The following is a 25496-nucleotide window of genomic DNA, read 5'->3' as shown; positions in this document are numbered from 1 at the left end:
TCAGTCCTCGAAACGCGGCGCGGCTTCGTCGAGCAGCGCATTGGCGCTGGCGACTGCCATCTTCGGGTCGACGCCGTCGGCAAAGACGGCGCTGGACAGCGCCACGAATTCGGCGCCGGTGGCAGCTACCGCTTCGACCGAGGCGAGGTCGGACCCGGCCATGACGATGCAAGGGATCTGGATCACATCCGCCCACCATTGCCCCAGCGACAGGTTGCGCGGGTGCGGCTCCGGCTTGTTGTCGTAGCCGAAGCGGCCGAAGAAGATGTAGTCGGGCCTGAGCTCACCGAGTTCCAGCGCATCGTCGCGGGTCTTGGCGCCGCCGGTGCCGACCATCATTTTTGCCTGGAAGCGTTCGATCGTCTCGGCGAGTTCGGCCTTGCCGACCTCGACATGGATGCCATCAGCCTGGACGCGGCCGGCGATGCGGGTGTCGCCGGCGATGACGACAGCGACGCCCGCCGCTTGCGCCGCCGGCACGATCTGTTCGGCGAAGGCCTGGAAGGAGGCTTCGTCCATGCCGTTTTCGGGCAGGATGAGCGAGGCGACGTCGCCGCCCTCGAACGCCGCAACGATGCGCTCAGCCGGCACGCCGGGCAGCGCGATCAGCACGATGCGACAGCGATTTGGAGGCGTTGCGTCGTTCATTGGTTTTCGATCCCGGTTTTCGCCTATGCCGGGCGAAGATGGTTGCATTGCGGCATAGAGCAAAGTGCTGGCCTTGAACAGGCGGGCGGGGCAGGATCATTGGCGCATGATTGTCGTCCGGCGACGTTCTTCGCTCACTCGATTGGCTGGAGGCTCTCGGCTGGAATCTTCGATTTCCACAGTCTCCAGCCAAGGTTCATGCCGGCGGCGGCGACCAGGATGGCGGCGGCGCCGACGATCTGGGCCGGATGCAGCCGATGTCCGAAGGCGACGACATCGACCAGGATCGCGACCACAGGGTAGATAAAGGACAGCGACCCCTGCAGATGTGTCGGCAGTTTCTGAATGGCGCCGTACATCAGGATGTACATCAGACCGGTATGGACGACGCCAAGCGTCGCCAGCATGCTCCAGCTCCACACGTCGGCGGGAAGGTGGGAAAAATTGGCGAACGGTGCCAGCATGACGACGCCGACGCTGACCTGGATCAGGGCGATCAGGTGCGGTGGCGTGCCTTTGAGCTTTTTGGTGAGGATGGCGGCGACGGCCCAGAAGAAAGCCGCACCCAGCGCCATCGCGATGCCGGTAAAATAATCCGTGCCAACACTACCTGTATTGGGGCTTACCTCAGGTGAGGTCTGCACGATCAGCAGCATGCCGGCGAAGGCGATGCCAAGCCAGGCCAGCTTCGTCATGCTCAGCCGCTCCGAGAAGAAGAGCACGCCAAAGCCGACCAGCATAAAGGGCTGGGTGTTGTAGACTGCCGTGGCGATCGAGATCGAGGCGCGGGAAAACGAGCTGAACAGCAGCAACCAGTTGATGACGATGGCAGCACCCCCGAGAGCAGCGATCGCAACGGTGCGCAGCGACACCCTGCCGCGCAGCAGCCCCAGGGCAGCGCAGATGATCAGCAGTGTTATCGCGCCGAAGGCGCAGCGCCAGAAAACGACGTCCATGATGGGCTCGCCCGACATGACGACGAACCATCCGATCGTGCCGAGGATCGCCATTGCGGCCGTCATTTCGATCGTGCCGCGCACCGTGCTGTTCATGAAGATACCCCTGAGATCTGTTGAGACTTGACAATCTCACGTGGCTCCCGCGCTTTCCATGATCTTCAGAAGGTGGTATCGGTATTATGCCTAATTAAATTAGGACCGTATCGGATTTGATTCAGGAAAGTGAATGCTGGACGAGCTGGATAAAAAGCTTCTCGACATCCTGATCAAGGATTCGCGAACCTCATTGAAGGAACTGGCCCAGCAGGTCGGGTTGTCATCGCCAAGCGTTTCGGAGCGGCTTCGACGTCTCGAGGATCGCGGCGTCATCCGGGCCTTCACCGTCGAGATCGACCCGCAAGCGCTCGGCTACTCGCTGCAGGCGATCGTTCGCATCCGGCCCTTGCCGGGCAAGCTGCATATCGTCCAGAAGCTGATTGAGGAGATCCCGGAGTTTGGCGAATGCGACAAGGTGACGGGCGACGATTGCTTTGTTGCCCGGCTGTTCGTGCGCTCGATCGGCGATCTCGACAAACTCCTCGACCGTATCGCCGACAAGGCCGAAACCAGCACAGCCATCATCAAGGCGCAGCCGATCCGGAGGCGCCCGCCGCCGCTCGCCGCAACCGCCATCTCAAAACCGTAACAGGCCTCAGCACTCACGACGCATCGCACTATGTGCACATTTGCGGTCGCGGCGGGAAAGTTTATCGGCTATTCCAGCCTCTATACGCTTTCCCTCCAACTGCTCCCCCGCCGATGTCAGGCCTGCTTCTCGATCCATGGTTCTATGCCGCCGCCATTCCAGCCGTCATCCTGGTCGGTCTGTCCAAGGGCGGCTTTGGCGGTGCGGTCGGCTTCGTCGGCGTGCCGCTGATGGCGCTGGCCATGCCGCCGGTGCAAGCCGCCGCCATCCTGCTGCCTATACTGTGCCTGATGGACATCGTCTCGGTGTGGACATGGTGGGGTGTCTATGACCGCAAGATGCTTGCAGACATGATGCCAGGGGCGGTGATCGGCATCGGCCTTGGCTGGCTGACCGCGGCGCTGGTGACAGCGGAGATGGTGCGGCTGATCGTCGGCGCGGTGGCCATTATCTTCGTGCTTCGCTGGGTCTATCTGCAGATGCGGCACGGTGCGAGCCACTCAGCCGAGCCCAACCGCGCGGCTGCCGCCTTCTGGGGGACGGTCGCCGGCTTCACCAGCTTCGTCGCCCATGTCGGCGGCCCGCCCTTTCAGGTCTATGCACTGCCGATCCGGCTCGATCCGAAAATGCTGTCGGGCACTGCCGCAATCTTCTTTGCAGCCACCAACGCATTGAAGCTCATCCCCTATTTTGCGCTGGGACAGTTCGACACCACCAACCTGACCGCGTCGGCGGTTCTGGTACCGCTGGCGCCGCTTTCGACCATCGCCGGCGCCTGGCTGGTGCGGCGGATGCGGCCGGAACTGTTCTACCCCTTCACCTACGCGACCGTAGCGGTCGTCGCGGTCAAGCTTCTGTGGGACGGGATCGCCGGCCTTCTCTAGATCGCCGGCCATGGAAGCTGCCGGCAACTGGGCCGCCAGCAGCTTCACGGCGGAATTCAGGCGGCGCTCGGCACCAACCGGCGCGTTCCGCCGAGGGCGAGAGCAATTCCGGTGGTCAGGACCAGCGCCATGCAGCCCAGGATGGTGATATCGTTCAGCGTCGGCTTCAGCACCATGTCGGCGATGATCACCAGCATCACCGAATAGTCGACGCGTGCAGCATTGAGGATGCGCTGGCCCTGGGTGAGAGCCGCCGGCGTGACGCCGTCCTTGGTGATCATCGCCGTCATGCGGTCGGCGGTCGGCTTGAAGATGAACATGCCGATGCAGAAGGTCATCGCATAGCCGGCAAGGCCGATCAGGATCCACAGGTCGGAGAAGCCGACCCAGAACCAGCACATGATCAGGCCGAAGGCGAGCGTCAGCATCGACATCGGCGCGAAGAACCTGTTGCCCAGCTCGCCGGTGGCGCGCATGGCCTGCAGCATGCCTTCGATGTTCCCGGCGCGATCGGCGCGCATGGCAAGCACCACCAGTGTGAAGCCGCCGCCGACCCAGAGGATCGCCGAAACGACATGCAGAAATTTGACGATCGAGTACCAATCCATGGTTGCCATCCTTGGATGCTTGACGACTGCGAGCGGCGCATATTTGCTCCGTCTCGCTGCGAGGAGCGGGCGTTTAGCGCGGCGCCTGTTTCGGAACGATGTCGCGTGGGCGGCCGCTTTGTTTCGGCGTCCTATGAGGAACCGCTCAACGATTGCGCAAGCGCGTCACGGTGTTTTCTGCTATTCTGACAGCGCCGGGGAAGGGTCGGGCGCGATGCGGCATCGTCCAGAAACATTGCCGATGCTAATGCGCCGATGCCGGGGACCCGGTGGCGGGTCGACCGCCTGAATTCAACCCATTCCCATGACGGGAAAAGGCAAATCGGGGGATTACTATGCAAAAGGTAGCACGAAATTTCTTCACGCTGGCCGTCATCTACGCGATGTTCGGGATGGCGCTCGGCCTTCAGATGGCGATCAGCCAAGATCATGGCCAGATGCCGACCCACGCCCACATCATGGTGGCCGGATGGCTGATGTCGGCGGTGTTCGCCTTCTTCTACCATCTGTTTCCGGCAGTTGCGGGAAAGAGGCTTGCCACCGTCCATTTCTGGTTGACGGCAATCAGCGGCATCGGCCTGTTGATCGGCCTTTACATCATGCTTGCCGGCAACCCGGCGATCGAGCCGCTGGTGGCAGCGTCCTCGATGGGGTTTTACGCGGGATTGCTGCTGTTCGCCTACATCGCACTGCCGGTGGTTTGGAAAGCCGAGCGGCTTCCTGAGGCGCAAAAGGCCTGAGTTCCAAGGGTTTGAGCATTGTGCTGTTACGGCACAGGCGGGCGACGCTTGTTCAAAAAGTATCCGCGTCGTTAAGGCTTCATTAAGCTTTACAGGCGTTTACTATGTGCATCCAGTGATCTGGATTCTTACCGAGTGGTTGGAGCCACTTTGTTTGACGCCTCCCTGTTAAACTCCTGAGAGCCGCCTTATCCGCGGCTCTTTTTTTGCCCGCAATCCGGATTGCCCGGGCGCCTGCGCCGCCGTTAACCGTTTGTTAAACATGTGCTTGCCTTCACCCGCCCCGAAGCGCATTTTCAAGCCTCGGTCATATAGGGTGCAGGACGTGACGGCGATGATGCCGATTCGGCCGGCTGTAAGGCAAGTGCAGGGCGTATCGATGAACGAGACTTCGAAGGGAAGCGCGAAAACCATCAAGCTGGCGGAGCGCCGGGTTTTCTCCCAATCCTTCAAACCGCTCTACCAGGAAGGCATGGGCCTGGTCGAGCAGGCGGCCGAATATCTGGACGGCAAGGGCCGGGCCGAGGCGAAGAAACTTTCCAGGCTGGCGGCGACGCTCTATGCAGCCGAATCGATGCGGCTGACCACGAGGCTGATGCAGGTTGCCTCCTGGCTGCTTTTGCAGCGCGCGGCGAATTCAGGCGAGATGACCCGCGATCAGGTTGCTTCCGAAAAATCGAAAGTGCGTCTCGACACCGCTTCCGCCAACAACGATGCCGCAGGCTGGGTCGAACTGCCCAAGGATTTTCTTGACCTCGTCAACCGCTCGCTGCGCCTGCAGGCGCTGGTGCGTCGCATGGACGAGGAAATCTACGGCGGCGCCGTGCCTGACGTGTCGCCATCCGGCCGCCGCGTCAATCCGGTTTCCGATCAGATCACGCTGCTCAACACGGCTTTTGCCCGCGGCTAAGAGACTGTTTGGAAACTCTACTCCGGCGGCCATCTGATGGCGTTTTCTGCGCTTCCGGTGCTCACGGACCCAGCGCATGACCCCGGAAACCGAAATCGGTTTCCGGAAAGGATCATGCGCCAACCAAAGTGTTAGAGCGTCCTTGCGCAAATGGACGCGCGGCGCTCTAATGTCCGCGGCGCCCCGGTTCTCGAAACCACCACCATATGACTCGCCAGAGCGAATTTCGAAACAGTCTCTTAGAGGCTCTCCTGGGGCGTAGCGGGACCTGTTTCTGGTTTGTTCACATTTCGCTGGCATCGCTGTCCGCTAGGGGTAGACTTGGCGGATGGGGGAAACGATTCGCATCATCGGCATCGATCCTGGGCTGAGGCGCACCGGCTGGGGCATCGTCGAGAGCCTCGGCAATTCGCTGCGCTTCGTCGCCTCCGGCACCGTGCGTTCCGACGACAAGGCGGCGCTGGCGACGCGCCTTTGCCAGTTGCATGATGGGCTCGTCGAGATCCTGCATACCGCCATGCCGCACGAGGCGGCGGTCGAGCAGACTTTCGTCAACAAGGATGCAGTAGCGACGCTGAAGCTCGGCCAGGCGCGCGGCATCGCCATGCTGGTGCCGGCGCGGGCCGGCCTGGTCGTTGCCGAATATGCGCCCAACGCCGTCAAGAAGGCGGTGATCGGCGTCGGTCATGGCGACAAGAAGCAGATCCACATGATGGTCAAAGTGCTGATGCCGAAGGCGACTTTCGATACCGACGATGCCGCCGACGCGCTGGCCATTGCCATCTGCCATGCGCATCACCGGCAGAGTGTTGCCTATAGGATGGCGCTGGCCTAGAGCGACGAGCGTCCATTTGGACGCACAAAGTACGCTCTAGCACTTTGAATCTACGCATCGTGCTTTCCGAAAATCGATTCCGATTTTCGGGCCGATGCGATAAGTTTTCTTGACTTGTTCTCGGGGCGGCAATAAGTAATACCTGTGAGGTATTACCATGCGGGTGACAACCAAAGGCCAAGTGACGATCCCGAAAGAGATACGGGATCGCCTGGGCATCGGCCCAGGCTCGGAGGTGGAGTTCTTGCCCACTGACGATGGCGTTCGTGTCGTTGCGGTCAACGAAAACATTTCCGAAGAGGAGGCTTCCCGTAGCTTCAGCCGGCTGCTCGATCAGATGGCCGGCACGCTGGGTCTGGGAGGGATGACGGCAGACGAGTACATCGAGTGGCTGAGGGGTCCACGTGAAGATCTCGACATTGATTGACACAAATGTCCTGATCGACGTTTGGGGTCCTGCCGGATGGGAGACGAAGTGGTCAGCGTCGGCGATCACCGCATGCCGGCGCGACGGCGCACTCGTTATTAACACAATCGTCTGGTCCGAACTGGCGCCGCTGATAGCGACGGAGCCCGCGCTTCGTAAAGCAGTCGAGACGCTCAAGATGGATCGCGAACTCTTGCCATGGGAAGCGGCGTTCCTTGCCGGCGTCACGCATTCCCGCTATCGCCGCGCAGGGGGGCTCCGCGAACGAACGCTGCCGGATTTCTTTATTGGAGCCCACGCCGTCGTTGCGGGACATCGTCTGCTGACACGCGATGCCGCGCGCTATCGCAGCTACTTCCCGGACCTCGACATCATGTCTCCGGAAACCTATCCATGAGGGCCTTGCACAAATGATAGCCTTGGCATGATAGGCAAGCTCAAAGGCACGCTGGACGAGGTCGACGAGGATTTCTGCATCGTCGATGTGCACGGCGTCGGCTATGTCGCCCACTGCTCGGCGCGCACGCTTGCCGCTTTGCCGGCACCTGGCGAGGCGGTGGTGCTGTTCATCGAGACCTATGTGCGCGAGGACATGCTGCGGCTCTACGGTTTCCAGTCGGTGCTGGAGCGCGAATGGTTCCGGCTGCTGATGAGCAATGTGCAGGGCGTCGGCGCCAAGGTGGCGCTGGCTATTCTCTCGACGCTGGCGCCGGCCGAGCTCGCCAATGCCATCGCGCTCCGTGATATCGCGATGGTCAGCCGCGCGCCGGGCGTCGGCAAGAAGGTGGCCGAGCGCATCGTCACCGAACTGAAGAATAAGGCGCCGGCCTACGCGGGCACTGCATCCGGGACCATCGGTCTAAAGCAGGAACTCGGCGAAGGCGTCGCGCCGGCGCCGATCACCGACGCCGTCTCGGCACTGATTAATCTCGGCTATTCGCGCGACATCGCCGCCAACGCGGTGGCTGCGGCGCTGAAAAGCGCCGGCGAGGATGCGGATGCATCGAAGCTGATCCGCTTCGGGCTGAAAGAACTGGCGCGGTGAGACGTTGCCCGAGAACTAAATTCCGACTAGGAACAAGAGCATGGGCGGATATGCGGGCTTGACCTCCAGGGGGCAGCTTACGATTCCAAAGAAAGTCCGGGACGAGTTGTCGCTCAAGGCAGGCGATACGGTTGTGTGGACGGTCATGGATGGTCTTCTGATAGGAACGCCGCGCAATCTCGAATTTGCCGACCTCGCTGGATTTCTGGGTGATCCACCTGGCGGGCCTGCTACGCTGGAAGAGATCGACGCCGTGGTGAGAGATGCAGCGGCCCGCCATGTTGTTGGCAAAGGACAATACGACGAACGAAGGGATACCGAGTGACGTCAATCGGTGTCGATATCAACCTTTTGCTTCGGACGGTGCCCGCATGAGCCTTTCGCCACGCCTCATTGCTCCCGATAAGCGCGGCGAGGATGCAGAGCAGACATTGCGGCCGCAGACGCTCGGCGACTTCGTCGGCCAAGCGGCGGTGCGGGCCAATCTCAAAGTGTTCATCGAGGCCGCCAAGGGCCGCAGCGAGGCGCTCGACCATGTGCTGTTCGTCGGCCCGCCTGGCCTCGGCAAGACGACGCTGGCGCAGATCATGGCGCGCGAGCTCGGCGTCAATTTCCGCTCGACCTCCGGTCCGGTCATCGCCAAGGCCGGCGATCTCGCAGCACTGCTCACCAATCTCGAAGACCGCGACGTGCTGTTCATCGACGAGATCCACCGGCTCAACCCGGCGGTCGAGGAAATTCTCTATCCGGCGATGGAGGATTTCCAGCTCGACCTCATCATCGGCGAAGGGCCGGCGGCGCGCTCGGTCAAGATCGATCTAGCCCGTTTCACCCTCGTCGCCGCCACCACCCGGCTCGGTCTTTTGACTAATCCGCTGCGCGACCGCTTCGGCATTCCGGTCCGCCTCAATTTCTACTCGGTCGAGGAACTGGAGCAGATCGTGCGCCGGGGCGCCCGTATCCTAGCGATGCCGCTCGGCGACGATGGCGCGCTGGAGATCGCGCGACGCGCACGCGGCACGCCGCGCATCGCCGGCCGGCTGCTGCGCCGCGTGCGCGATTTCGCGTCCGTCGCCGGCGATCGTCATGTCGATCGCCAGATCGCCGACGAGGCGCTGACGCGGTTGGAGGTCGACGCGCTCGGCCTCGATGCGCTCGACCGCCGCTATCTCTCGATGATCGCGCGGAATTTTGGCGGCGGGCCGGTCGGCATCGAGACGATCGCGGCGGGGCTTTCCGAGCCGCGCGACGCCATCGAGGACATTATCGAGCCCTATCTGATCCAGCAGGGTTTTATTCAGCGCACGCCGCGCGGCCGCGTGCTGACCGCCAACGCCTGGCGGCATCTCGGCCTTGATGCGCCGAAGGACCTGGCACAGCAGCAGATCAGCCTGTTCCAGGAAGAGTAGCCGCGCGGCCTTGCGGCTCCATTCCTGCGCAAAATCTCCTCATCCTGGTCAGCTTGCCGGCGCATTTGCGGGCTCTAACACTTCGCGCTGTGGGACCGTCGATCCCCGCGAACGACGGAGCTGAGCGATGATCACAAGACGTGGCTTCCTGCGCCTCATCGGCGGTTCGTTCTTATCCGCCGTGTCGCTCAGCGCTTATGCGGTTGGCCTCGAGCCGATGCTGCTGACGCATGTAAAGCGCTATTCATTGACGCCGCCAAACTGGTCTGCAGGATTGCGGCTTCGGGTTGTCGCTCTCGCCGATATTCATGCTTGCCGGCCATGGATGACGCCGGAGCGGATTAGGTCGCTTGCCGAACGGGCGAACAGCCTGCAGCCGGATCTGATTGTCCTGCTTGGCGACTATGCAGCCGGCACATGCCTGGTTTCGGACTGGGTGGGTTCCTCCGAATGGGCGCCGGCCTTGTCAGGACTGAAGGCGCCGCTCGGCGAGTGGTCAATCCTTGGCAATCACGACTGGTGGGAGGACCCTTCTGCGCAGAAAGCCGGGTTCGGCCCGACGGTCGCGCGCAGGGCGCTCGAAAGTGCCGGCATCCCGGTCCTGGAAAACGATGCGGTGCGCCTGGAAAAGGACGGGCATGGCTTCTGGGTTGTCGGACTTGCGGACCAACTTGCGCTGCGGCCGGGCATGGCCTGGGGCCGCAGCAGATTCAAAGGACTGGACGACCTGCATGGCACGCTGGCAAAGGTAAGCGACAAGGCTCCCGTTATTCTGCTCGCACATGAGCCCGACATATTTCCGAAGGTCCCGTCACGGGTATCGTTGACCCTTTCGGGCCATACCCATGGCGGGCAGGTGCGGCTGTTCGGCTATTCTCCGGTCGTACCATCCCGCTTTGGCAACCGTTTTGCCTATGGCCATGTCGTGGAGGAGAACCGCAACCTGATCGTCTCCGGAGGGCTCGGCTTCAGCATCCTGCCGGTGCGTTTTGGGGTGCGCCCAGAGATTCTTTCGATTGAACTGGGTTCCGCCTGAACCGCTTCAATGAAGTGACTTGACCACGTCCATCACATCCGGCTCGGCCCTCGCGCCATCGAAGGCGTCGACGATGCCGAAGGCGCCGCCATAGCTCCAGACCGACCATGAAAAGCCATGCGCTTCGGCGCGCGCGATCATATCCCTGACATAAGCGGCGCGGTATTCGGCCGGCATCACATAGGCATTGCCGTATTCCTGGCGGATCATGCCGAATTCGCCCAGCGTGATGTTCTCTGGCTTGATGGCGTTGGCCTTTGCCCAGGCCTCGACCCTGGTGAATGGCGCATCCATCAGCCCGAGTAGCTTCTCGTCCGAGTCCATGCCGGCGACCTGTTCGTCGAGATAGGCGAGCAGCCCGCTCTGACGCGTCCATGGCGCCTCGGCCTTGATCCTTGCGCGGATCGTATCGAGCGCAGCATCCAGCTGGGCGCGCGGGACGGCGATGAGCGGATAGGGCAGGCCGGTCACATAGGGGATGAAGTCGCCGGCCCAGGTCGCGCCCTGATGGGTCAGCAGGAACGGGTCGTAGCAGTGAAAGGTCCAGATGATGTTGTCATCCGGGATCGCCTTCGGATCGATCTTTGACAGCGATGCCGCATTGGAATAGCAGGCGCCGGTCAGGATCAGGGTGAGCTTGGTGGCCGACGAACGCGCCGCCGCAAACAGTCTCTGCTGGCGCTCCGGCCACAGGCCGGTGCCGTCGGCGTCGCAGTCGACGACCGGCTCGTTCATCGGCTCGAAGGCGACTTGGCGCGGATCCTCATCGGCCAGCGTGCGCGCCATCTTGCTCACCCCCCCGACATAGGTTTCGAAGGTTTTCGGGTCGTCCATCACCTCGCCCATGCCGATCTTGCGGCTGCTGCCGCTGGGGATCAGATGCATGTCGACGATCACTTCAATCCGGCGCGATTGACCATGCGCACCGAGTCCAGCACGCTGGCATAGAGATCGTCGCGCAGCGCCAGCGTCTCGCCGGAGAGGAACGGCGACGGATCGACCGGCATGCGCAGGAAATCGAAGCCAGCGCTCTTCAGCGCCTTGAGGTCGTCATCGCCAAGGAACTTGCGCCATTCCGGATAGGGCAGGATTGCCTGCCGGTCGCCCCACTTGTCCTCGCCCGGCCAGGTCGCCCATTGGTCGAGATTGAGGCCGCGCTTCACCGAAAAGCTCGCCGCCTGGCCCGGCAGCACCAGCGCGGTCAGCACAAGCAGCGCCGCTATCAAGGTCTTGATCATCGCCGTCAACAGTGCCATCGGGTTCTTGCGCCAAACTAATGCGTGTCGCCCAAAAATGTGTAGCGGTTTTGGGACGACGACGCGCACTGAAACAACTGCCTAAAGCGCGTCACGCTTTAGGTGCCCGGTCAGTCCCGAAAAGGAAAGCGCAATGGACGATCATGGTAAATCGGCGACGCTCTGCGCCGGGCTTTCCGGCGCGCTGACGGAATTTGGCCACCGGCTGATGGCGCGGGTCTATTATGCGGACACCGATTTCTCCGGCGTCGTCTATCACGCGCGCTATCTCGAATTCTTCGAGCGCGGCCGTTCCGATTATCTCAGGCTTGCCGGCGTCCATCACACCGAGCTCGCCGAGGGCAAGCATGGCGAAAAAATAGTCTGGGTGGTGCGGCGCATGGAGATCGACTTCCGCGGATCCGCCCGTATGGACGACATCCTGACCATCGAGACGCGCACCGAGGACATTTCGGGCGCCCGCATCTTCATGGCGCAGCAGCTGAAGCGCGGCAGCGAGGTGCTGGTCGAGGCGCGGGTCGAGGCGGCGATCATTGGCGAGAATGGCCGGCCAAGACGTTTTCCGAAGGAATGGATCGCAGCCTTCATACCGAACGCAAATCGGTAAGTTACTGACGCCGGTGATCCGCTGACGATGCCGGGCGGCTCGCCCAAGGCGCGGCAATGCGCCGCGCTGTACGTCCTAACCGATCCTTAACCATAACGGTTCATGAAGAGAGTGGTGAAGATTGGAGGAATCCAGCGCCTTCCTTTCACCAAGATTTGCCCCGAAAAGGCCGCCAACGGTGCATTTTTGGGTTATTCCGCAAGCGTTGCGCGAACGGATCATAAGGGATGCCCATGGGCCAGCCGCCAGCCGTGCCCGGAAAATTCTTAAGGACGTAACCATGGAAAATATCGCACTCGCCGAACCGGGCGCGCATTTGTCGATTTGGGCGCTGTTCATGCAGGCCGGCTGGGTGGTGAAGCTGGTCATGATCGGGCTGCTCTGCGCCTCGATCTGGACCTGGGCGATCATCGTCGACAAACTCGTCGCCTATGGCCGCATGCGGCTCGCGCTCAATCGCTTCGAACAGGTGTTCTGGTCGGGACAGTCACTGGAAGAGCTCTACCGCACGCTCGCCGACCGCAAGACGTCAGGCATGGGCGCCATCTTTGTCGCCGCCATGCGCGAATGGAAGAAGAGCTTCGAGAAGGGGGCGAAATCGCCGCTTGGCCTGCAGACCCGCATCGACAAGGCGATGGACCTGGCGCTGACCCGCGAAATGGAAAAGCTGGAAGGACGGCTTGGCTTTCTCGCCACCACTGGCTCGGCGGCGCCGTTCATCGGCCTGTTCGGCACCGTGATCGGCATCATGACCTCGTTCCAGGCGATCGCCGCATCCAAGAACACCAGCCTGTCGGTGGTCGCACCCGGCATTGCCGAGGCGCTGCTGGCCACGGCAATAGGCCTGCTCGCGGCTATTCCCGCCGTCATCGCCTACAACAAGCTGTCGTCGGACGCGAGCAAGATCGCCGTGCGCATGGAGGGATTCGCGGACGAGTTCTCCGCCATACTCTCGCGCCAAATCGATGAAAAAGTCGCGCAGAAGACCTGAGGAACAATCATGGGAATGTCTGTAGGCGCGGGTGGCGGAGGACGCGGTGGTCGCGGCCACAGGCGGCGCGGCCGCCATCACGCGATGATATCGGAAATCAACGTCACGCCGATGGTCGACGTGATGCTGGTGCTGTTGATCATCTTCATGGTCGCGGCGCCATTGCTGACGGTCGGCGTGCCGATCGACCTGCCGGACACACAGGCCAAGGCGATGAACGCCGATACACAGCCTATAACCGTCTCCATTAACCCGGCCGGCCAGATTTACCTTCAGGAAACTGAGATCCCGATCGAGGAACTGGTGGCGAAGCTGCAGGCGATCTCCAAGACCGGCTACGACGAACGTATTTTCATCAGGGGTGACAAGGCGACGGATTATGGGACGGCCATGAAGGTGATGGCCCGCATCTCGGCTGCCGGCTACAAGAATATCGGCCTGGTTTCACTGCAGGAACAGGATCAATAGACACAAGATGAGGACCGGCCTCACCACATCGGTGATCTTGCATGCGGTCGTGATCGGCTTCGGCCTGTTCACGCTGTCGGCGCCGGCCGCGTTGCCTGCCGCGGATGTCGAATCCGTGGCGGTCGAAATCGTGCCGATGGAAGCGATCGCGCAAATACAAAAAGGCGACAAGAAAGCTGCGGTGAGTGAAAAGCCGGCGCCATTGCCGACCCAGCGTCCGGACATCGTGGCCGACGCGCAGACGGTCGGCGAGAACAGCGTCGACACCGACAAGCCGCCGACGCCGGAGCCCAAACCCAAGCCGGTCGATCTGACAGAGGCGCCGCCGCCCGCGCCAACCCCGGTCGAGAAGCCGAAGCCCGAGGACGTGCCGAAGCCGAAGGAGCAGCCGAAGCCTGTTCCGGCGACAGAGGTCGCACCGGTCCCGCAGCCGAAGGAAGAAGTGAAGCCCGAGCCTGTCAAGCAGGCGGAGCCTAAGCCGACACCGGCCAAGGAACCGGCGCCGACGCCGCCGCAGGACAAGACCGCCGCCATCGACCCGCAGCCTGAGGTCAAGCCGGACGCCGTCGCCGAAGCGATTGCCAAGGAACCGCCAACCGAGGAGACGCAGCTTCCGGACTCTGCGCCGGCTCCGCAGGCGCGGCCGAAGCCGCAGCCGGCCCAGGCCGAAAGCGCCAAGACGCCGGAGCGCAAGGACGCCGACAAGCCGGTCAAGGAGGCCTCGTCCAAGCCGAAGTCGGAAGACAAGCAGTTCAACGCCGACGAGATTTCCGCGTTGCTCGACAAGCGGAAGCCATCCGGCGGCGGCGCCAAGCGTTCGACCCAGCAGGCATCGCTCGGCGGGGACAAGGATCAGGGCCAGAAGCTTTCAAGGTCGGAGCAGGGGGCGTTGGAGGCTCAGCTTGGCGGTTGCTGGACCCTGCCGGTGGGGCTCGAGGGTTCCGAGAATTTCGTCGTCGTAGTTCGGTTCAACCTGGACGCCTCCGGCAAGCTGGACGGACGGCCATCCGTCGAACAGTCGAGCGGAAACCGCCCGTTCGACGAAAGTGCCGTGCGCGCGGTTCAGAAATGCGATGTGGCCGGCCTGCAGGTTCCCGCGGGCAAACAAGACATCTGGGCCGACGTGCGGGTCACGTTCGATCCGAGGGAGATGCTGGGCCTATAGGTCTGGCGCCCGTAGAATCATTGAAGAGAAGCGAGAAGACATGAAATCCATCCTCAAGCCGCTCCTGATGATCGTAGCGATGGCGCTGGGCATGACTGCCGCCGCCACCTTACCGGCGCGGGCGCTCGTTGAGCTCAACGTCAACAAAGGCAATGTCGAGCCACTGCCGATCGCCATCACCGATTTCCAGGGCGGCGATGCGTTGGGCGCGGAGATTTCCGGCATCGTCAGCGCCGACCTGAAACGCTCCGGCCTGTTCGCGCCGATCGACAAGAGCGCCTTCATCGAAAAGATCTCCAATCCGGATGCCACGCCCCGCTTCGAGGACTGGAAGGTGATCAACGCCCAGGCCCTGGTCACCGGCAGCGTCAGCAAGGAGGCCGATGGCCGCGTCCGCGCCCAGTACAGGCTGTGGGACACCTTTGCCGGCCAGCAGATGTCCGGCGAGCAGTTCTTCGCCAACGACGCCAATACAAGGCGCGTCGCCCATATCATCGCCGACGCGATCTATGAACGGCTGACCGGCGAGAAGGGCTATTTCGACACGCGCGTTGTCTTCATCGACGAATCGGGCGCAAAGAACGCGCGCAAGAAGCGCCTCGCCATCATGGACCAGGACGGCGCTAACGTCCGCTATCTGTCGGATGGCAGGTCGATCGTGCTGACCCCGCGTTTCTCGCCAAACCGGCAGGAAATCACCTACATGTCCTATGAAAGCGGCCAGCCGAAGGTCTATCTGCTGCAGATCGAAACCGGACAGCGCGAACTGGTCGGCGACTTTCCCGGTATGACCTTTGCACCGCGGTTTTCGCCCGACGGCCAGAAGGTGATCATGAGCCTGCTGCGCGACGACGGCAATTCCAACATCTTCGCCATGGACCTGAGAAGCCGCTCGACGACCAGGCTCACCAATTCGACGGCGATCGACACCTCGCCGTCCTATTCGCCGGATGGCAGCAAGGTGGTGTTCACCTCCGACCGCGGCGGCCGTGCGCAGATCTATGTGATGGGCGCCGACGGTTCGGGCCAGACCCGCATCTCCTTCGGCGACGGCGTCTATTCAACGCCGGTATGGTCGCCGCGCGGCGATCTCATCGCCTTCACCAAGCAGACTGCCGGCGAATTCCAGATCGGCGTCATGCGCGTCGACGGTTCGGGCGAGCGCATCCTTTCCACCGGCTTCCAGCAGGAGGGGCCGACCTGGGCCCCCAACGGCCGGGTGCTGATGTTCTTCCGCGATTCAGCCGGCGGGCCGAAACTCGTTTCGGTCGATCTCACCGGCCGCAACGAACAGTCGATCCCGACTGCGAATTTTGCGTCGGACCCGGCCTGGTCGCCGCTGCTCGAGTAAGCGAGGAAATGAAAAATTGAAGAATTGAAGAGATAGAGACGACGGGATTCCTCAACTCTTCAATTCGCTCCTTTCCACGGCTTGGTCGCGTTTTAGCCGTATTTCCGCCTAGGGTTCGCGCACATTGTTGCCCCTCTGGTGGCCTCTGGCAAAACGGCTGCGGACGGCAGCCGAAACCAAATTTTAACCGTGTTTCTTGAACGCCGGTTAACCCAAACGTGGTTACTGGACGATCAACGAAATCACTCGAATTGCGAAGGAGAGGCGGCATGGGCCGTATCGCAGCACTTACCAGAAACCCGGTGATCATCGCGCTGGTGGCGTTGCTCGCCATCGCCGGTTGCGCCTCGAAGAAGACCCCGAACAGCGCCGCCGATCTCGGTCTCAGCGGCGCCGGGGCGGCAACGCCCGGATCGGCCCAGGACTTCACCGTCAACATCGGCGACCGCATCTTCTTCGACACGGATTCGTCCTCGATTCGCGCCGACGCGCAGACGACGCTTTCGCGCCAGGCGCAGTGGCTGAACCAGTATCGGCAGTATGCCATCGTCATCGAGGGCCATGCCGACGAGCGCGGCACGCGCGAATACAACCTGGCGCTCGGCGCCCGCCGTGCCGCCGCCACCCGCGACTTCCTCGTCGCCAGGGGTGTTTCCGCCCAGCGCCTTAAGACCATTTCCTACGGCAAGGAGCGTCCGGTCGCGGTTTGCGACGACATCTCCTGCTGGTCGCAGAACCGCCGCGCCGTCACCACGCTCGGCGGCGCCGGTTCTTGATCGGCAACTCCTGATCGGCAGAAATGCAACACATATGTGCGAAAGGCGGCCGCGGCCGCCTTTTTCATGTCCGGGGCCCGGATATGAGACTTGAAACAAAATTTGGCCGAAGTCCTGCCGTCCTGCTAAGAGCCGAGGCGCCTGACGGTCCCACTCCGATCGGATGGCATGCAACAGGCAAACAATTTCACGGCGAGAGGCACATGCATTTCAGATCGGTCTTGAGCGGCACGCTTGCGCTGCTGCTCGTATCAAGCGTCGCCGCCCCGGCAAGCGGCAACGAGCAACCTGCAGAAAAAAGCGGTTTTTCCTTCCGCCTGCCGACCCTTGGCATTTTCGGTGAAAAGCCGGGCATCTTCGGTGAAAAAAAGAAACCGGATCAGGTTCAATTCGCCCAGGATGGCACCGGCACTACGGCGCTGGAGGAACAGCTCCGCCAGATGAATGGCAAGATCGAGGAGCTCAACTTCCAGGTGCTGCAGATGCAGGAGCAGATCCGCAAGCAGCAGGAGGACAACGAGTTCCGTTTCCAGCAGCTGGAAGGCGGTTCGCAAGGTGCACAGCAACCGGCCGAGCAGAAGAAGTCGGACGCCACCACCAACACCGACAGCAGCGTCGCCTCGGCTCCGGCGACGCACGCGCCGGCCGATGCGGGCACACCGCCAGCCGGCGGCGAGAGCGGGGAGGTCATCGTCGAATCGCCAACGGGCGAACCCGGCACAGTAATCCCGGGCACGCCGCCGAAGACGTTCGGCACCATCACCGTCGACAAGAACGGCAATGTGATCGACGCCGATGGCAACACCCAGGCACATGCACCGGCGCAGAATACGGCCCCTGCCACCAGCGACCAAGCCGCCGGTGACCAAGCCGCTGGCACGCAGGCCGGCAAGTCCGACGATACGGTGGTCGCGGCGCTGCCCGCCACCGACGACCCGGAGGAGCTTTATCGCAATTCCTACCAGTTCATCCTATCGGGCGACTACAGCACTGCCGAACAGGGTTTTCGCGACCACATCGCTCGCTTCCCCAAGGACGCCAAGGCGGCGGACGCGCATTACTGGCTGGGTGAGTCGCTGCTCGGCCAGCAGAAATACCGCGACGCGGCCGAGACTTTCCTCGCCGCCAGCAAGGACTATCCGAAGGCCAAGAAGGCTCCCGACATGCTGCTGAAGCTCGGTGTGTCGCTGGTCGGATTGAATCAGCGCGACGTGGCCTGCGCCACTTTCGGCGAGATCGGCAAGCGCTATCCCAACGTTTCGGGCACGCTCAAGGAACGCGTCAAGCAGGAAAGGGCGCTCGCGGCGTGTTAGTTTTTCTCTTGCATGTCGTTGCCCCAAAACCGGGCCTACTTTTGGGCGACATGCATTGACGCTCGAAACCGAGCCTGACCCTTCGGTTTTTTCGCAGATCGACTTTACCAACGGCGCTGTTGCGGCCGTGTCCGGCGGCAGCGACTCGACCGCCCTTCTCCTTCTCCTCAAAGATCACCTCGACCGTACCGCGCCCGCAACGAAATTGCTGGCTGTGACGATCGATCACGGTCTGCGTCCGGGCTCGGCAGCGGAAGCGCAAGCCGTGGCCAGGCTTTGCGCCGCGCGCGGCATTGCCCACCGCATCCTGGTCTGGTCCGGGCGCAAGCCGTCAACCGGCCTGCCGGCTGCCGCGCGAGAGGCGCGCTACCGGCTGCTGGCCGAGGCAGCGCAGACGGAAGGTATCGGCCTGATCCTGACCGGCCACACTGCCGACGACCAGGCCGAGACCGTGCTGATGCGGCAAGCACGCCAAGAGGGGCCGCGAGAGGCAGGTCGAGGCCTTGCCGGCATGGCGCCTGCGACCCTTTACGACTGGCGGATCTGGATCGTACGGCCGCTTCTCGGCACACGGCGTGTTGCGCTGCGCGAAGTCCTGCGGCGCGCGAACGTCGGCTGGGCCGAAGACCCGACCAATGAAGACGAGGTTTTCGAGAGACCGCGTATCCGCGCAGCGCTTGCCGACGGCAATGGTGCCCAGCGCGTGGAAGACGCGATCGCGCTGGCCGCGCGGGCTGCGGTGGAGCGCGAACAGCTTGGCCATCGCGCCGCCGCGCTGACCCGTGGCTTTGCTAGCAGGCCCGCCGCCGGCCTTATCCGGCTCGATCCGGGCTTTGCGATGGCCGGCGACGAGCCGGCGGCCGTCTACGCGCTGCGCATCCTGCTGGCGACTGTCGGCGGCGTTGCCTTTCTGCCCGACCAGGCTCGCAGCGAGGCGCTGCTCAACCGGCTGAGTTCCCCGCCATTTTGCGCCACATTGTCGCGGACGGTGGTCGACGCACGGCGTGCCGGCATCTTCCTGCGTCGCGAAACCCGCAATCTGCCGCCCGCTGCTCCCGCCGTGGACGATACCCTCTGGGACGGCCGCCGGAGGATCACATTGGGCGACGAGCCAGGTGCATTTTTGATTGCGCCGCTCGGCGCGGCTCGTGCGGCAAAACAGGCAATTGCCGAAGACGACACGCCGCCAAGCCTTGTCCGCGCGGCTCTGGCGGCCGAGCCGGTGCTGTGGCGCGCAAGCGAACTTCTTGGCGAATGCCTTGGTTCGGCACAGGACAGCCCAGTCTTGCCGGGAATAGCGGTATGCCCGGTCGTCGCGCCCTTCGCCCGCTTCCTGCCGTCCTTCGACCTGGCGCCGGCCGGGACTGTCGCCGCGCTGATCGGCGCGCCGCTTCTTCCTGCCACGCCTTTTAGCGGCCACACTGCCGGTTGATCGTGGGCGAAAGCTTAACCGCGACATGCTGTTCTGCTTGGCAAGGGATGGCGCCATCCCTATGTTAGACCCAAGTTTCCTCTCACGACGCGTGTCCGCTAGCGGACACCAACGGGACAATTGATGAATCCGAATTATCGCAATCTCGCGCTCTGGGCGATCATAGCGGTCCTGCTCATCGCTCTCTTTAATCTGTTCCAGACGCCGCAGACGCGCGGAGCAGCGAGCGATGTCCCCTATTCGCAGTTCCTGCAGGATGTCGCGGCCGGCCGGGTCAAGACGGTGACCATAGCGGGTGCCCGCATCTCGGGCACCTACACCGACACCTCTACCGGCTTCCAGACCTATTCGCCGGGTGATCCGTCGCTGGTTTCGAGACTCCAGGACAAGAACGTCACCATCAACGCGCGCCCGGAATCCGACGGTTCCAACTCGCTGTTCGGCTATCTCATTTCCTGGCTGCCGATGATCCTCATCCTTGGCGTCTGGATATTCTTCATGCGTCAGATGCAGTCCGGCTCCGGCCGCGCCATGGGCTTCGGCAAGTCGAAGGCCAAGCTTTTGACCGAAGCGCATGGCCGCGTCACCTTCCAGGACGTCGCCGGCGTCGACGAAGCCAAGCAAGATCTGGAGGAGATCGTCGAATTCCTGCGTGATCCGCAGAAGTTCCAGCGGCTTGGCGGCAAGATCCCGCGCGGCGTGCTGCTTGTCGGCCCTCCCGGGACCGGCAAAACGCTGCTTGCCCGTTCGGTCGCCGGTGAGGCCAATGTCCCGTTCTTCACCATTTCCGGCTCGGACTTTGTCGAGATGTTCGTCGGCGTTGGCGCCAGCCGCGTCCGCGACATGTTCGACCAGGCCAAGAAGAATGCGCCCTGCATCATCTTCATCGACGAAATCGACGCGGTCGGCCGCCATCGCGGCGCCGGCCTCGGCGGCGGCAATGACGAGCGCGAGCAGACGCTGAACCAGTTGCTGGTCGAAATGGACGGCTTCGAATCCAACGAAAGCATCATCCTGATCGCCGCCACCAACCGGCCTGACGTGCTCGATCCGGCGCTGCTCAGGCCCGGCCGGTTCGACCGCCAGGTGGTGGTGCCGAACCCGGACATCGTCGGCCGCGAGAAGATCCTGAAGGTGCATGTGCGCAACGTGCCGCTGGCGCCCAATGTCGACCTCAAGGTGATCGCACGCGGCACGCCGGGCTTTTCCGGCGCCGACCTGATGAACCTCGTCAACGAATCCGCCCTGATGGCGGCGCGGCGAAACAAGCGCCTTGTCACCATGGCCGAGTTCGAGGACGCCAAGGACAAGATCATGATGGGCGCCGAGCGCCGCTCGTCGGCCATGACCCAGGCCGAGAAGGAACTCACCGCCTATCACGAGGCTGGCCACGCCATCCTGGCGCTGAACGTGCCGTCGGCCGATCCGCTGCACAAGGCGACCATCATCCCGCGCGGCCGGGCGCTTGGCATGGTCATGCAGTTGCCGGAAGGCGACCGCTATTCGATGAGCTACAAATACATGATCTCGCGCCTCGCCATCATGATGGGTGGCCGCGTCGCCGAGGAATTCAAGTTCGGCAAGGAGAACATCACCTCGGGCGCCTCCTCGGACATCGAGCAGGCGACCAAGCTGGCGCGCGCCATGGTCACGCGCTGGGGCTTTTCCGACAAGCTCGGCCACGTTGCCTATGGCGATAACCAGGAAGAGGTCTTCCTCGGCCATTCGGTGGCGCGCACGCAGAACGTCTCGGAAGAGACGGCGCAGATCATCGACGCCGAAGTGCGCCGGCTGATCGACGAGGCCTATTCGACGGCGAAATCCATCCTGACCAAGAAGAAGAAGGAATGGATCGCGCTGGCGCAGGGGCTTTTGGAGTATGAGACGCTGTCCGGCGAGGAGATCAAGCAGCTGATCGCCGGCCACAAGCCCGCCCGCGATCTCGGCGACGACACGCCACCAAGCCGTGGCTCGGCCGTGCCGAAGTCCGGCAGCCGCCGCAAGAAGGGTCCGGAGCCCGAAGGCGGCATGGAGCCTCAGCCGTCAAGCTAGGTCCGGCACAGGAGTTGATTCGAAAACGCCGCGGGTTAGACGCGGCGTTTTCATTTGGAGGGGCTGCCAACAGTCGGTCGCGGCCTGAAAACCTCCATCACTTCACCCAGTGCCGGGGACTTCTCCACATGGGACATACACGTTGAAGGTTTGCGGAGGCCGTGATGAGGCCGTCGCTTCCGCTTTTACAAACCTTCAGCACTGCAGGCGCAATCTATCGCCGGCAACAAAATGCCCGCGAACCTTGCGGTTCGCGGGCCCTTCCTGTCTTCAGGTGTTACTGCCGATCAGCTCTTCAGCGCGGCATTGCAAAGGCTGTAGAAGCCGCCGCCCTTCTGGATCCACTTGAGGCCACCCAGCGTATCGGCCTCCTTGTTGGCGTGGTACTCGTCGCGGCAGGTATGCATACGGGCCTTGGACGGGGTTTCGCTGCTGTATTTGGTGGAGATCGTCTTCGGAAACGTCACTCCCTGGGGAGCGGTGACGGTCGGCTTTTCCGGCTGGCTGGTGAGGCTTGCCTGATCGGCTGCCGGCTTGGTGTCGTCGTCGAAAGCACTGGCACCGCACTGGCTTATGCGGAAGTCGTTCCATTTCATGCCGTTCAGCGTGTTGGCGGTCTTGGCCGCCCGATATTTGGCGCCGCACTCCGCCCTGCTGAGGCCGCTGCCTGCCTTGGCAGTTGCCGCTGCCTTGGTCGTCGCAGCGGCGGCCGCATCGTCGCTGGCAGCGCTGGTGCTGTCCGTCGCGGCTGGCGTGGCGTCGGCGGCGTCGGTACCACATTCTGCCTTGCGGAACTGGTTCCAGTTCTGCCCGCCAAGTGTTCCGGCGTCCTTTGCCGCGTTATACTTGGTGCTGCATTCTGCCATGGTCAGCGCATTGGCGGGCGCCGCCAGGAATAAAGTCACGACGGCAAGACCCGTCAAAGTGGCAAGTCGATGGATGAGCATTGCGTCTTCTCCCTCAGGTGTTCACGATATGTACCAAGCGAGCAATAGCACTCAACGGCTGGTTGCGCCAGAGGGTAGATGGCATAAAATCCGTCCAAAAGTGCATTATTTTCGATAAAATCGTAGCCAGGTCCTGTCCGCCACTAGATTTTCCCGAGCGCATTGCACGGAAAACGCGTATAGAGCGAACCACAGTCAGGAACTGCCTCACATGACCGGTCCGGCCGGTGCGGCGGACCTGAATGCATCGGTCCAGGGAAACACGACACGCGAACTCCGGGAACCAAAGCCGCAGTCACACCAAGAAGCCAGCGCAATTTGAGCTGAAAATTCTGAACACTGCTGCCGCAACCAGGGCAGGAAACTTGAAGATCAACACACCAGCGTGACACAAAACACACAAAACAACAATTTTCTAAGGATTGGTGACCTATAATCATGCATTGTGATGATAGGGCTCGGGCCGATTTGTGGCATGACGTGCCGGAAAAGAACCATCGGGAAGCTGGCTAGCATGGCAGGAAGTTATTTCGGTACGGACGGCATTCGCGGGCGCGCCAACAGGTTTCCAATGACGGCGGAGGTCGCCATGAGGGTCGGCATGGCCGCCGGCCTTTCGTTCCAGCGCGGCAACCATCGCCACCGCGTCGTGCTCGGCAAGGACACCAGGCTTTCCGGCTACATGATCGAGAATGCGATGGTGTCGGGCCTGTGCGCCGCCGGCATGGACGTGTTCCTGCTCGGCCCGATTCCGACGCCCGCGGTCGCCATGCTGGTGCGCTCGTTGCGCGCCGACATCGGCGTGATGATCTCGGCCTCGCACAATCCTTACTACGACAACGGCATCAAGCTGTTCGGCCCAGATGGCTACAAGCTCTCCGACGAGATCGAAGAGCGCATCGAGGGGATGCTCGACAAGGATATCGACCTGGCGCTCGCCGATTCGGACGGGCTCGGCCGCGCCAAGCGAGTCGACGGCGTCCATGACCGCTACATCGAATTCGCCAAGCGCACGCTGCCGCGGTCGATGTCGCTTTCGGGCCTGCGCATCGTCGTCGACTGCGCCAATGGCGCTGCCTACAAGGTGGCGCCCGAGGCGCTGTGGGAACTCGGTGCCGAGGTCGTCGCCATCAATGTCGACCCCAACGGCTTCAACATCAACAAGGAGTGCGGCTCGACCCATCCGGCCGGCCTGCAGAAGAAGGTCCACGAAGTGCGCGCCGATATCGGCATCGCGCTCGACGGCGATGCCGACCGCGTCGTCATCGTCGACGAGAACGGCGCGATCGTCGATGGCGATCAGATCATGGCGCTGATCGCCGAGTCCTGGCACCAGAGCGGGCGGCTGGCCGGCGGCGGCGTCGTCTCGACGGTGATGTCCAATCTCGGTCTCGAACGCTTCCTCGGCGACATGAACCTGCAGTTGCACCGCACCAAGGTCGGCGACCGCTATGTCGTCGAGCACATGCGTGCGCACGGCCTGAATGTCGGCGGCGAACAGTCGGGCCACATCGTGCTGTCCGATTTTTCCACCACCGGCGACGGCCTCGTCTCGGCGCTCCAGGTGCTCGCCTGCATCAAGCGGCAGAACCGGCCGGTCAGCGAACTGTCGAAGAAGTTTGCGCCGGTGCCGCAGCTGCTGAAGAACGTTCATATTTCCGGCGGCAAGCCGCTCGAGGAAGCCTTGGTCAAGGCGGCGATCGAAGATGGACGCCACCGCCTAGGCAAGGCCGGGCGCCTGGTCATCCGGCCATCCGGCACGGAACCGCTCATCCGCGTCATGGCGGAAGGCGACGATCAGCAACTGGTCGAGGCCGTCGTCAACGACATCGTCGAGGTCATTTCGGAAACGCGCAGCGCCGCCTGATCCTGCAGCTTTTGCAAGTTTGAAAGCCCGCCTTCCGGCGGGCTTTTTTATTGGGTTGCACTCCAATTAATCCATGGGAAATGACGCGAAATCCTGAAAGATTTGGAGATTCATGGTTAAGCGATACGGTTAAACGCCTTTTAACTTTTCCGATTCATTATCCACAACTGAAACCAATCAGATTCGGACGCGTTCGTGTGCCGAAGGGTTCCCAGGGGTGACAAGCATGTTCAATACAGCAAGAATGGCCCTCTTTGCCGCGCTGCTCGCGGGCGTGGCCGGACCAGTGTTCGCCGCCGACTTCGTCGAGCCGCCCGTGGTCGAGCCGGCCCCGCCGCCGCCCGTCTACGAGCAGCCGGTCGAATATGCCGGCTGGTACATTCGCGGCGACATCGACTACCACTGGTCGAAGTTCCGCGGCGCCGACTACATCACCTACGGGCCGGATCCAGGCACCGGCCGCTTTGACAGCGGCAAGCTGGAGGGCGCCTTTTCGGCCGGCGCCGGCGTTGGTTACCAGATCAACCGGCATTTCCGAACCGACCTGACCGCGGACTGGATGAGCAAATCCGATTTCCGCGGCTCGACCAGCGGCATCTGCCTCGATGGCGATCCCTGCACTTCGACCGACACCTCGTCTTATACGGCACTGCTGCTTCTCGCCAACGCCTATGTCGATATCGGCACATGGCACGGCATCACCCCCTATGTCGGCGCCGGCATCGGCGGTGCCTGGGTCAAGTGGGATACGCTGCATAACGTCACTGAGGACGGTTCGTTTGAGCATAGCGGCGGCAAGGGCTGGCGTTTTGCTTATGCCGCCATGGCGGGCGCATCCTACTGCCTGACCGATCGTGTCAAGCTCGATGTCGGCTACCGCTACAGCCACATAGAAGGCGGTAAGATGTTCGACTTCGCCAGCGGGGTCGGTCCGGGCCATGACAAAGGCATCAATGTGCACGAAGTGCGCGGCGGCCTGCGCTATCAGTTCGGCAACTCGGACTGCGCCCAGCCGGAGCCGATCGCCTACGAACCCGAACCGGTTTACACCAAGTAATCGCTTCGAGAGCAGTTTGCGGACGCCC

The 25496-nt window shown here is 62.5% G+C and carries 26 protein-coding genes and 1 pseudogene; 22 read left to right on the top strand and 5 right to left on the bottom strand.

The features are described from left to right. Together NKH36_RS15580 and NKH36_RS15575 are read right to left on the bottom strand one after the other, a co-directional pair. On the bottom strand, nt 1–648 hold the full coding sequence (locus NKH36_RS15580; protein WP_352963137.1) for a thiamine phosphate synthase: 648 nt from the start codon (nt 646–648) through the stop codon (nt 1–3). A gap of 134 nt (nt 649–782) precedes the next feature. After that, nucleotides 783–1700: a DMT family transporter gene (locus tag NKH36_RS15575; protein WP_352963135.1), complete on the bottom strand. Its 918-nt coding sequence runs from the start codon at nt 1698–1700 to the stop codon at nt 783–785. A gap of 133 nt (nt 1701–1833) precedes the next feature. On the opposite strand from NKH36_RS15575, the gene NKH36_RS15570 reads away from it, so the two are divergent. Together NKH36_RS15570 and NKH36_RS15565 are read left to right on the top strand one after the other, a co-directional pair. Beyond that, a complete protein-coding gene (locus NKH36_RS15570) occupies nt 1834–2292 on the top strand; it encodes an Lrp/AsnC family transcriptional regulator (protein ID WP_352963132.1) in 459 nt (152 codons plus the stop codon). A gap of 113 nt (nt 2293–2405) precedes the next feature. Then, the gene (locus NKH36_RS15565) at nt 2406–3176 is read left to right on the top strand and encodes a sulfite exporter TauE/SafE family protein (RefSeq protein ID WP_352963129.1); all 771 of its coding nucleotides are present in this window, start codon (nt 2406–2408) and stop codon (nt 3174–3176) included. A 56-nt stretch (nt 3177–3232) separates the two neighbouring features. On the opposite strand, the gene NKH36_RS15560 is transcribed toward NKH36_RS15565, so the two are convergent. After that, nucleotides 3233–3784, bottom strand: a complete 552-nt coding sequence (locus tag NKH36_RS15560) for a DUF2269 family protein (protein WP_352963127.1) — start codon at nt 3782–3784, stop codon at nt 3233–3235. Nucleotides 3785–4119: 335 nt separating this feature from the next. Here NKH36_RS15560 and NKH36_RS15555 point away from each other — a divergent pair, with 335 nt between their 5' ends. From NKH36_RS15555 to NKH36_RS15515, 9 genes are all read left to right on the top strand, one after another. Beyond that, entirely contained in the window at nt 4120–4524 is a 405-nt protein-coding gene (locus NKH36_RS15555; RefSeq protein ID WP_352963125.1) for a hypothetical protein, read from the top strand. Nucleotides 4525–4903: 379 nt separating this feature from the next. Next, nucleotides 4904–5434, top strand: coding sequence for a protease adaptor protein RcdA (gene rcdA, locus NKH36_RS15550; protein WP_352963124.1), 531 nt, complete (start codon nt 4904–4906; stop codon nt 5432–5434). 328 nt (nt 5435–5762) lie between these two features. Then, nucleotides 5763–6269 carry a crossover junction endodeoxyribonuclease RuvC gene (ruvC, locus tag NKH36_RS15545; RefSeq protein WP_352963122.1) on the top strand — a complete coding sequence of 169 codons (507 nt, stop codon included), beginning with the start codon at nt 5763–5765 and terminating at the stop codon, nt 6267–6269. A 157-nt stretch (nt 6270–6426) separates the two neighbouring features. Next, a complete protein-coding gene (locus tag NKH36_RS15540) occupies nt 6427–6696 on the top strand; it encodes an AbrB/MazE/SpoVT family DNA-binding domain-containing protein (RefSeq protein ID WP_352963120.1) in 270 nt (89 codons plus the stop codon). Beyond that, nucleotides 6674–7093: a type II toxin-antitoxin system VapC family toxin gene (locus NKH36_RS15535; protein ID WP_352963118.1), complete on the top strand. Its 420-nt coding sequence runs from the start codon at nt 6674–6676 to the stop codon at nt 7091–7093. The genes NKH36_RS15540 and NKH36_RS15535 overlap by 23 nt, the downstream gene beginning before the upstream one ends. A 27-nt stretch (nt 7094–7120) precedes the next feature. Further along, nucleotides 7121–7741 (top strand): Holliday junction branch migration protein RuvA, encoded by a 621-nt coding sequence (gene ruvA, locus NKH36_RS15530; protein ID WP_352963115.1) that lies wholly within the window; start codon nt 7121–7123, stop codon nt 7739–7741. A gap of 40 nt (nt 7742–7781) precedes the next feature. Continuing rightward, a complete protein-coding gene (locus NKH36_RS15525; protein WP_352963113.1) occupies nt 7782–8066 on the top strand; it encodes an AbrB/MazE/SpoVT family DNA-binding domain-containing protein in 285 nt (94 codons plus the stop codon). 46 nt (nt 8067–8112) lie between these two features. Then, nucleotides 8113–9150 carry a Holliday junction branch migration DNA helicase RuvB gene (ruvB, locus tag NKH36_RS15520; RefSeq protein WP_352963110.1) on the top strand — a complete coding sequence of 346 codons (1038 nt, stop codon included), beginning with the start codon at nt 8113–8115 and terminating at the stop codon, nt 9148–9150. Between the two features lie 127 nt (nt 9151–9277). Beyond that, nucleotides 9278–10186: a metallophosphoesterase gene (locus NKH36_RS15515; RefSeq protein WP_352963107.1), complete on the top strand. Its 909-nt coding sequence runs from the start codon at nt 9278–9280 to the stop codon at nt 10184–10186. 6 nt (nt 10187–10192) lie between these two features. Here the strand turns inward: NKH36_RS15515 and NKH36_RS15510 are convergent. Further along, a pseudogene (locus NKH36_RS15510) lies at nt 10193–11442 on the bottom strand (glycoside hydrolase family 5 protein). A 133-nt stretch (nt 11443–11575) separates the two neighbouring features. Between NKH36_RS15510 and ybgC the strand changes: the two are divergent. The 9 genes from ybgC to ftsH all read left to right on the top strand — a co-directional run bounded on the left by ybgC (nt 11576) and on the right by ftsH (nt 21597). Then, nucleotides 11576–12049, top strand: a complete 474-nt coding sequence (ybgC, locus tag NKH36_RS15505) for a tol-pal system-associated acyl-CoA thioesterase (RefSeq protein ID WP_352963104.1) — start codon at nt 11576–11578, stop codon at nt 12047–12049. A 280-nt stretch (nt 12050–12329) separates the two neighbouring features. Next, nucleotides 12330–13040, top strand: coding sequence for a protein TolQ (tolQ, locus tag NKH36_RS15500; protein WP_352963101.1), 711 nt, complete (start codon nt 12330–12332; stop codon nt 13038–13040). Nucleotides 13041–13049: 9 nt separating this feature from the next. Beyond that, nucleotides 13050–13508 (top strand): protein TolR, encoded by a 459-nt coding sequence (tolR, locus tag NKH36_RS15495; RefSeq protein WP_352954833.1) that lies wholly within the window; start codon nt 13050–13052, stop codon nt 13506–13508. A gap of 7 nt (nt 13509–13515) precedes the next feature. Further along, a complete protein-coding gene (gene tolA, locus NKH36_RS15490) occupies nt 13516–14673 on the top strand; it encodes a cell envelope integrity protein TolA (RefSeq protein WP_352963098.1) in 1158 nt (385 codons plus the stop codon). 67 nt (nt 14674–14740) lie between these two features. Further along, on the top strand, nt 14741–16024 hold the full coding sequence (tolB, locus tag NKH36_RS15485; protein WP_240992820.1) for a Tol-Pal system beta propeller repeat protein TolB: 1284 nt from the start codon (nt 14741–14743) through the stop codon (nt 16022–16024). A 269-nt stretch (nt 16025–16293) separates the two neighbouring features. Next, nucleotides 16294–16800: a peptidoglycan-associated lipoprotein Pal gene (pal, locus tag NKH36_RS15480; protein ID WP_352963095.1), complete on the top strand. Its 507-nt coding sequence runs from the start codon at nt 16294–16296 to the stop codon at nt 16798–16800. Between the two features lie 203 nt (nt 16801–17003). Next, the gene (gene ybgF, locus NKH36_RS15475) at nt 17004–18113 is read left to right on the top strand and encodes a tol-pal system protein YbgF (protein WP_352963092.1); all 1110 of its coding nucleotides are present in this window, start codon (nt 17004–17006) and stop codon (nt 18111–18113) included. Nucleotides 18114–18168: 55 nt separating this feature from the next. Then, on the top strand, nt 18169–19545 hold the full coding sequence (gene tilS / locus NKH36_RS15470; RefSeq protein WP_352963089.1) for a tRNA lysidine(34) synthetase TilS: 1377 nt from the start codon (nt 18169–18171) through the stop codon (nt 19543–19545). Nucleotides 19546–19668: 123 nt separating this feature from the next. Next, nucleotides 19669–21597: an ATP-dependent zinc metalloprotease FtsH gene (gene ftsH / locus NKH36_RS15465; protein ID WP_065011263.1), complete on the top strand. Its 1929-nt coding sequence runs from the start codon at nt 19669–19671 to the stop codon at nt 21595–21597. A 287-nt stretch (nt 21598–21884) separates the two neighbouring features. Here ftsH and NKH36_RS15460 read toward each other — a convergent pair whose 3' ends face one another. Next, nucleotides 21885–22544 carry a hypothetical protein gene (locus NKH36_RS15460; RefSeq protein WP_352963086.1) on the bottom strand — a complete coding sequence of 220 codons (660 nt, stop codon included), beginning with the start codon at nt 22542–22544 and terminating at the stop codon, nt 21885–21887. A 514-nt stretch (nt 22545–23058) separates the two neighbouring features. On the opposite strand from NKH36_RS15460, the gene glmM reads away from it, so the two are divergent. Together glmM and NKH36_RS15450 are read left to right on the top strand one after the other, a co-directional pair. Next, nucleotides 23059–24411 (top strand): phosphoglucosamine mutase, encoded by a 1353-nt coding sequence (gene glmM, locus NKH36_RS15455; RefSeq protein ID WP_127314515.1) that lies wholly within the window; start codon nt 23059–23061, stop codon nt 24409–24411. A 226-nt stretch (nt 24412–24637) separates the two neighbouring features. Next, nucleotides 24638–25468: an outer membrane protein gene (locus NKH36_RS15450; RefSeq protein ID WP_352963083.1), complete on the top strand. Its 831-nt coding sequence runs from the start codon at nt 24638–24640 to the stop codon at nt 25466–25468. Nucleotides 25469–25496: the final 28 nt, after the last annotated feature.

The organism is Mesorhizobium sp. M1312 (genome assembly GCF_040318115.1).
Classification (GTDB): Bacteria; Pseudomonadota; Alphaproteobacteria; order Rhizobiales; family Rhizobiaceae; genus Mesorhizobium.
This window is presented reverse-complemented; position numbering and strand designations above follow the sequence as displayed.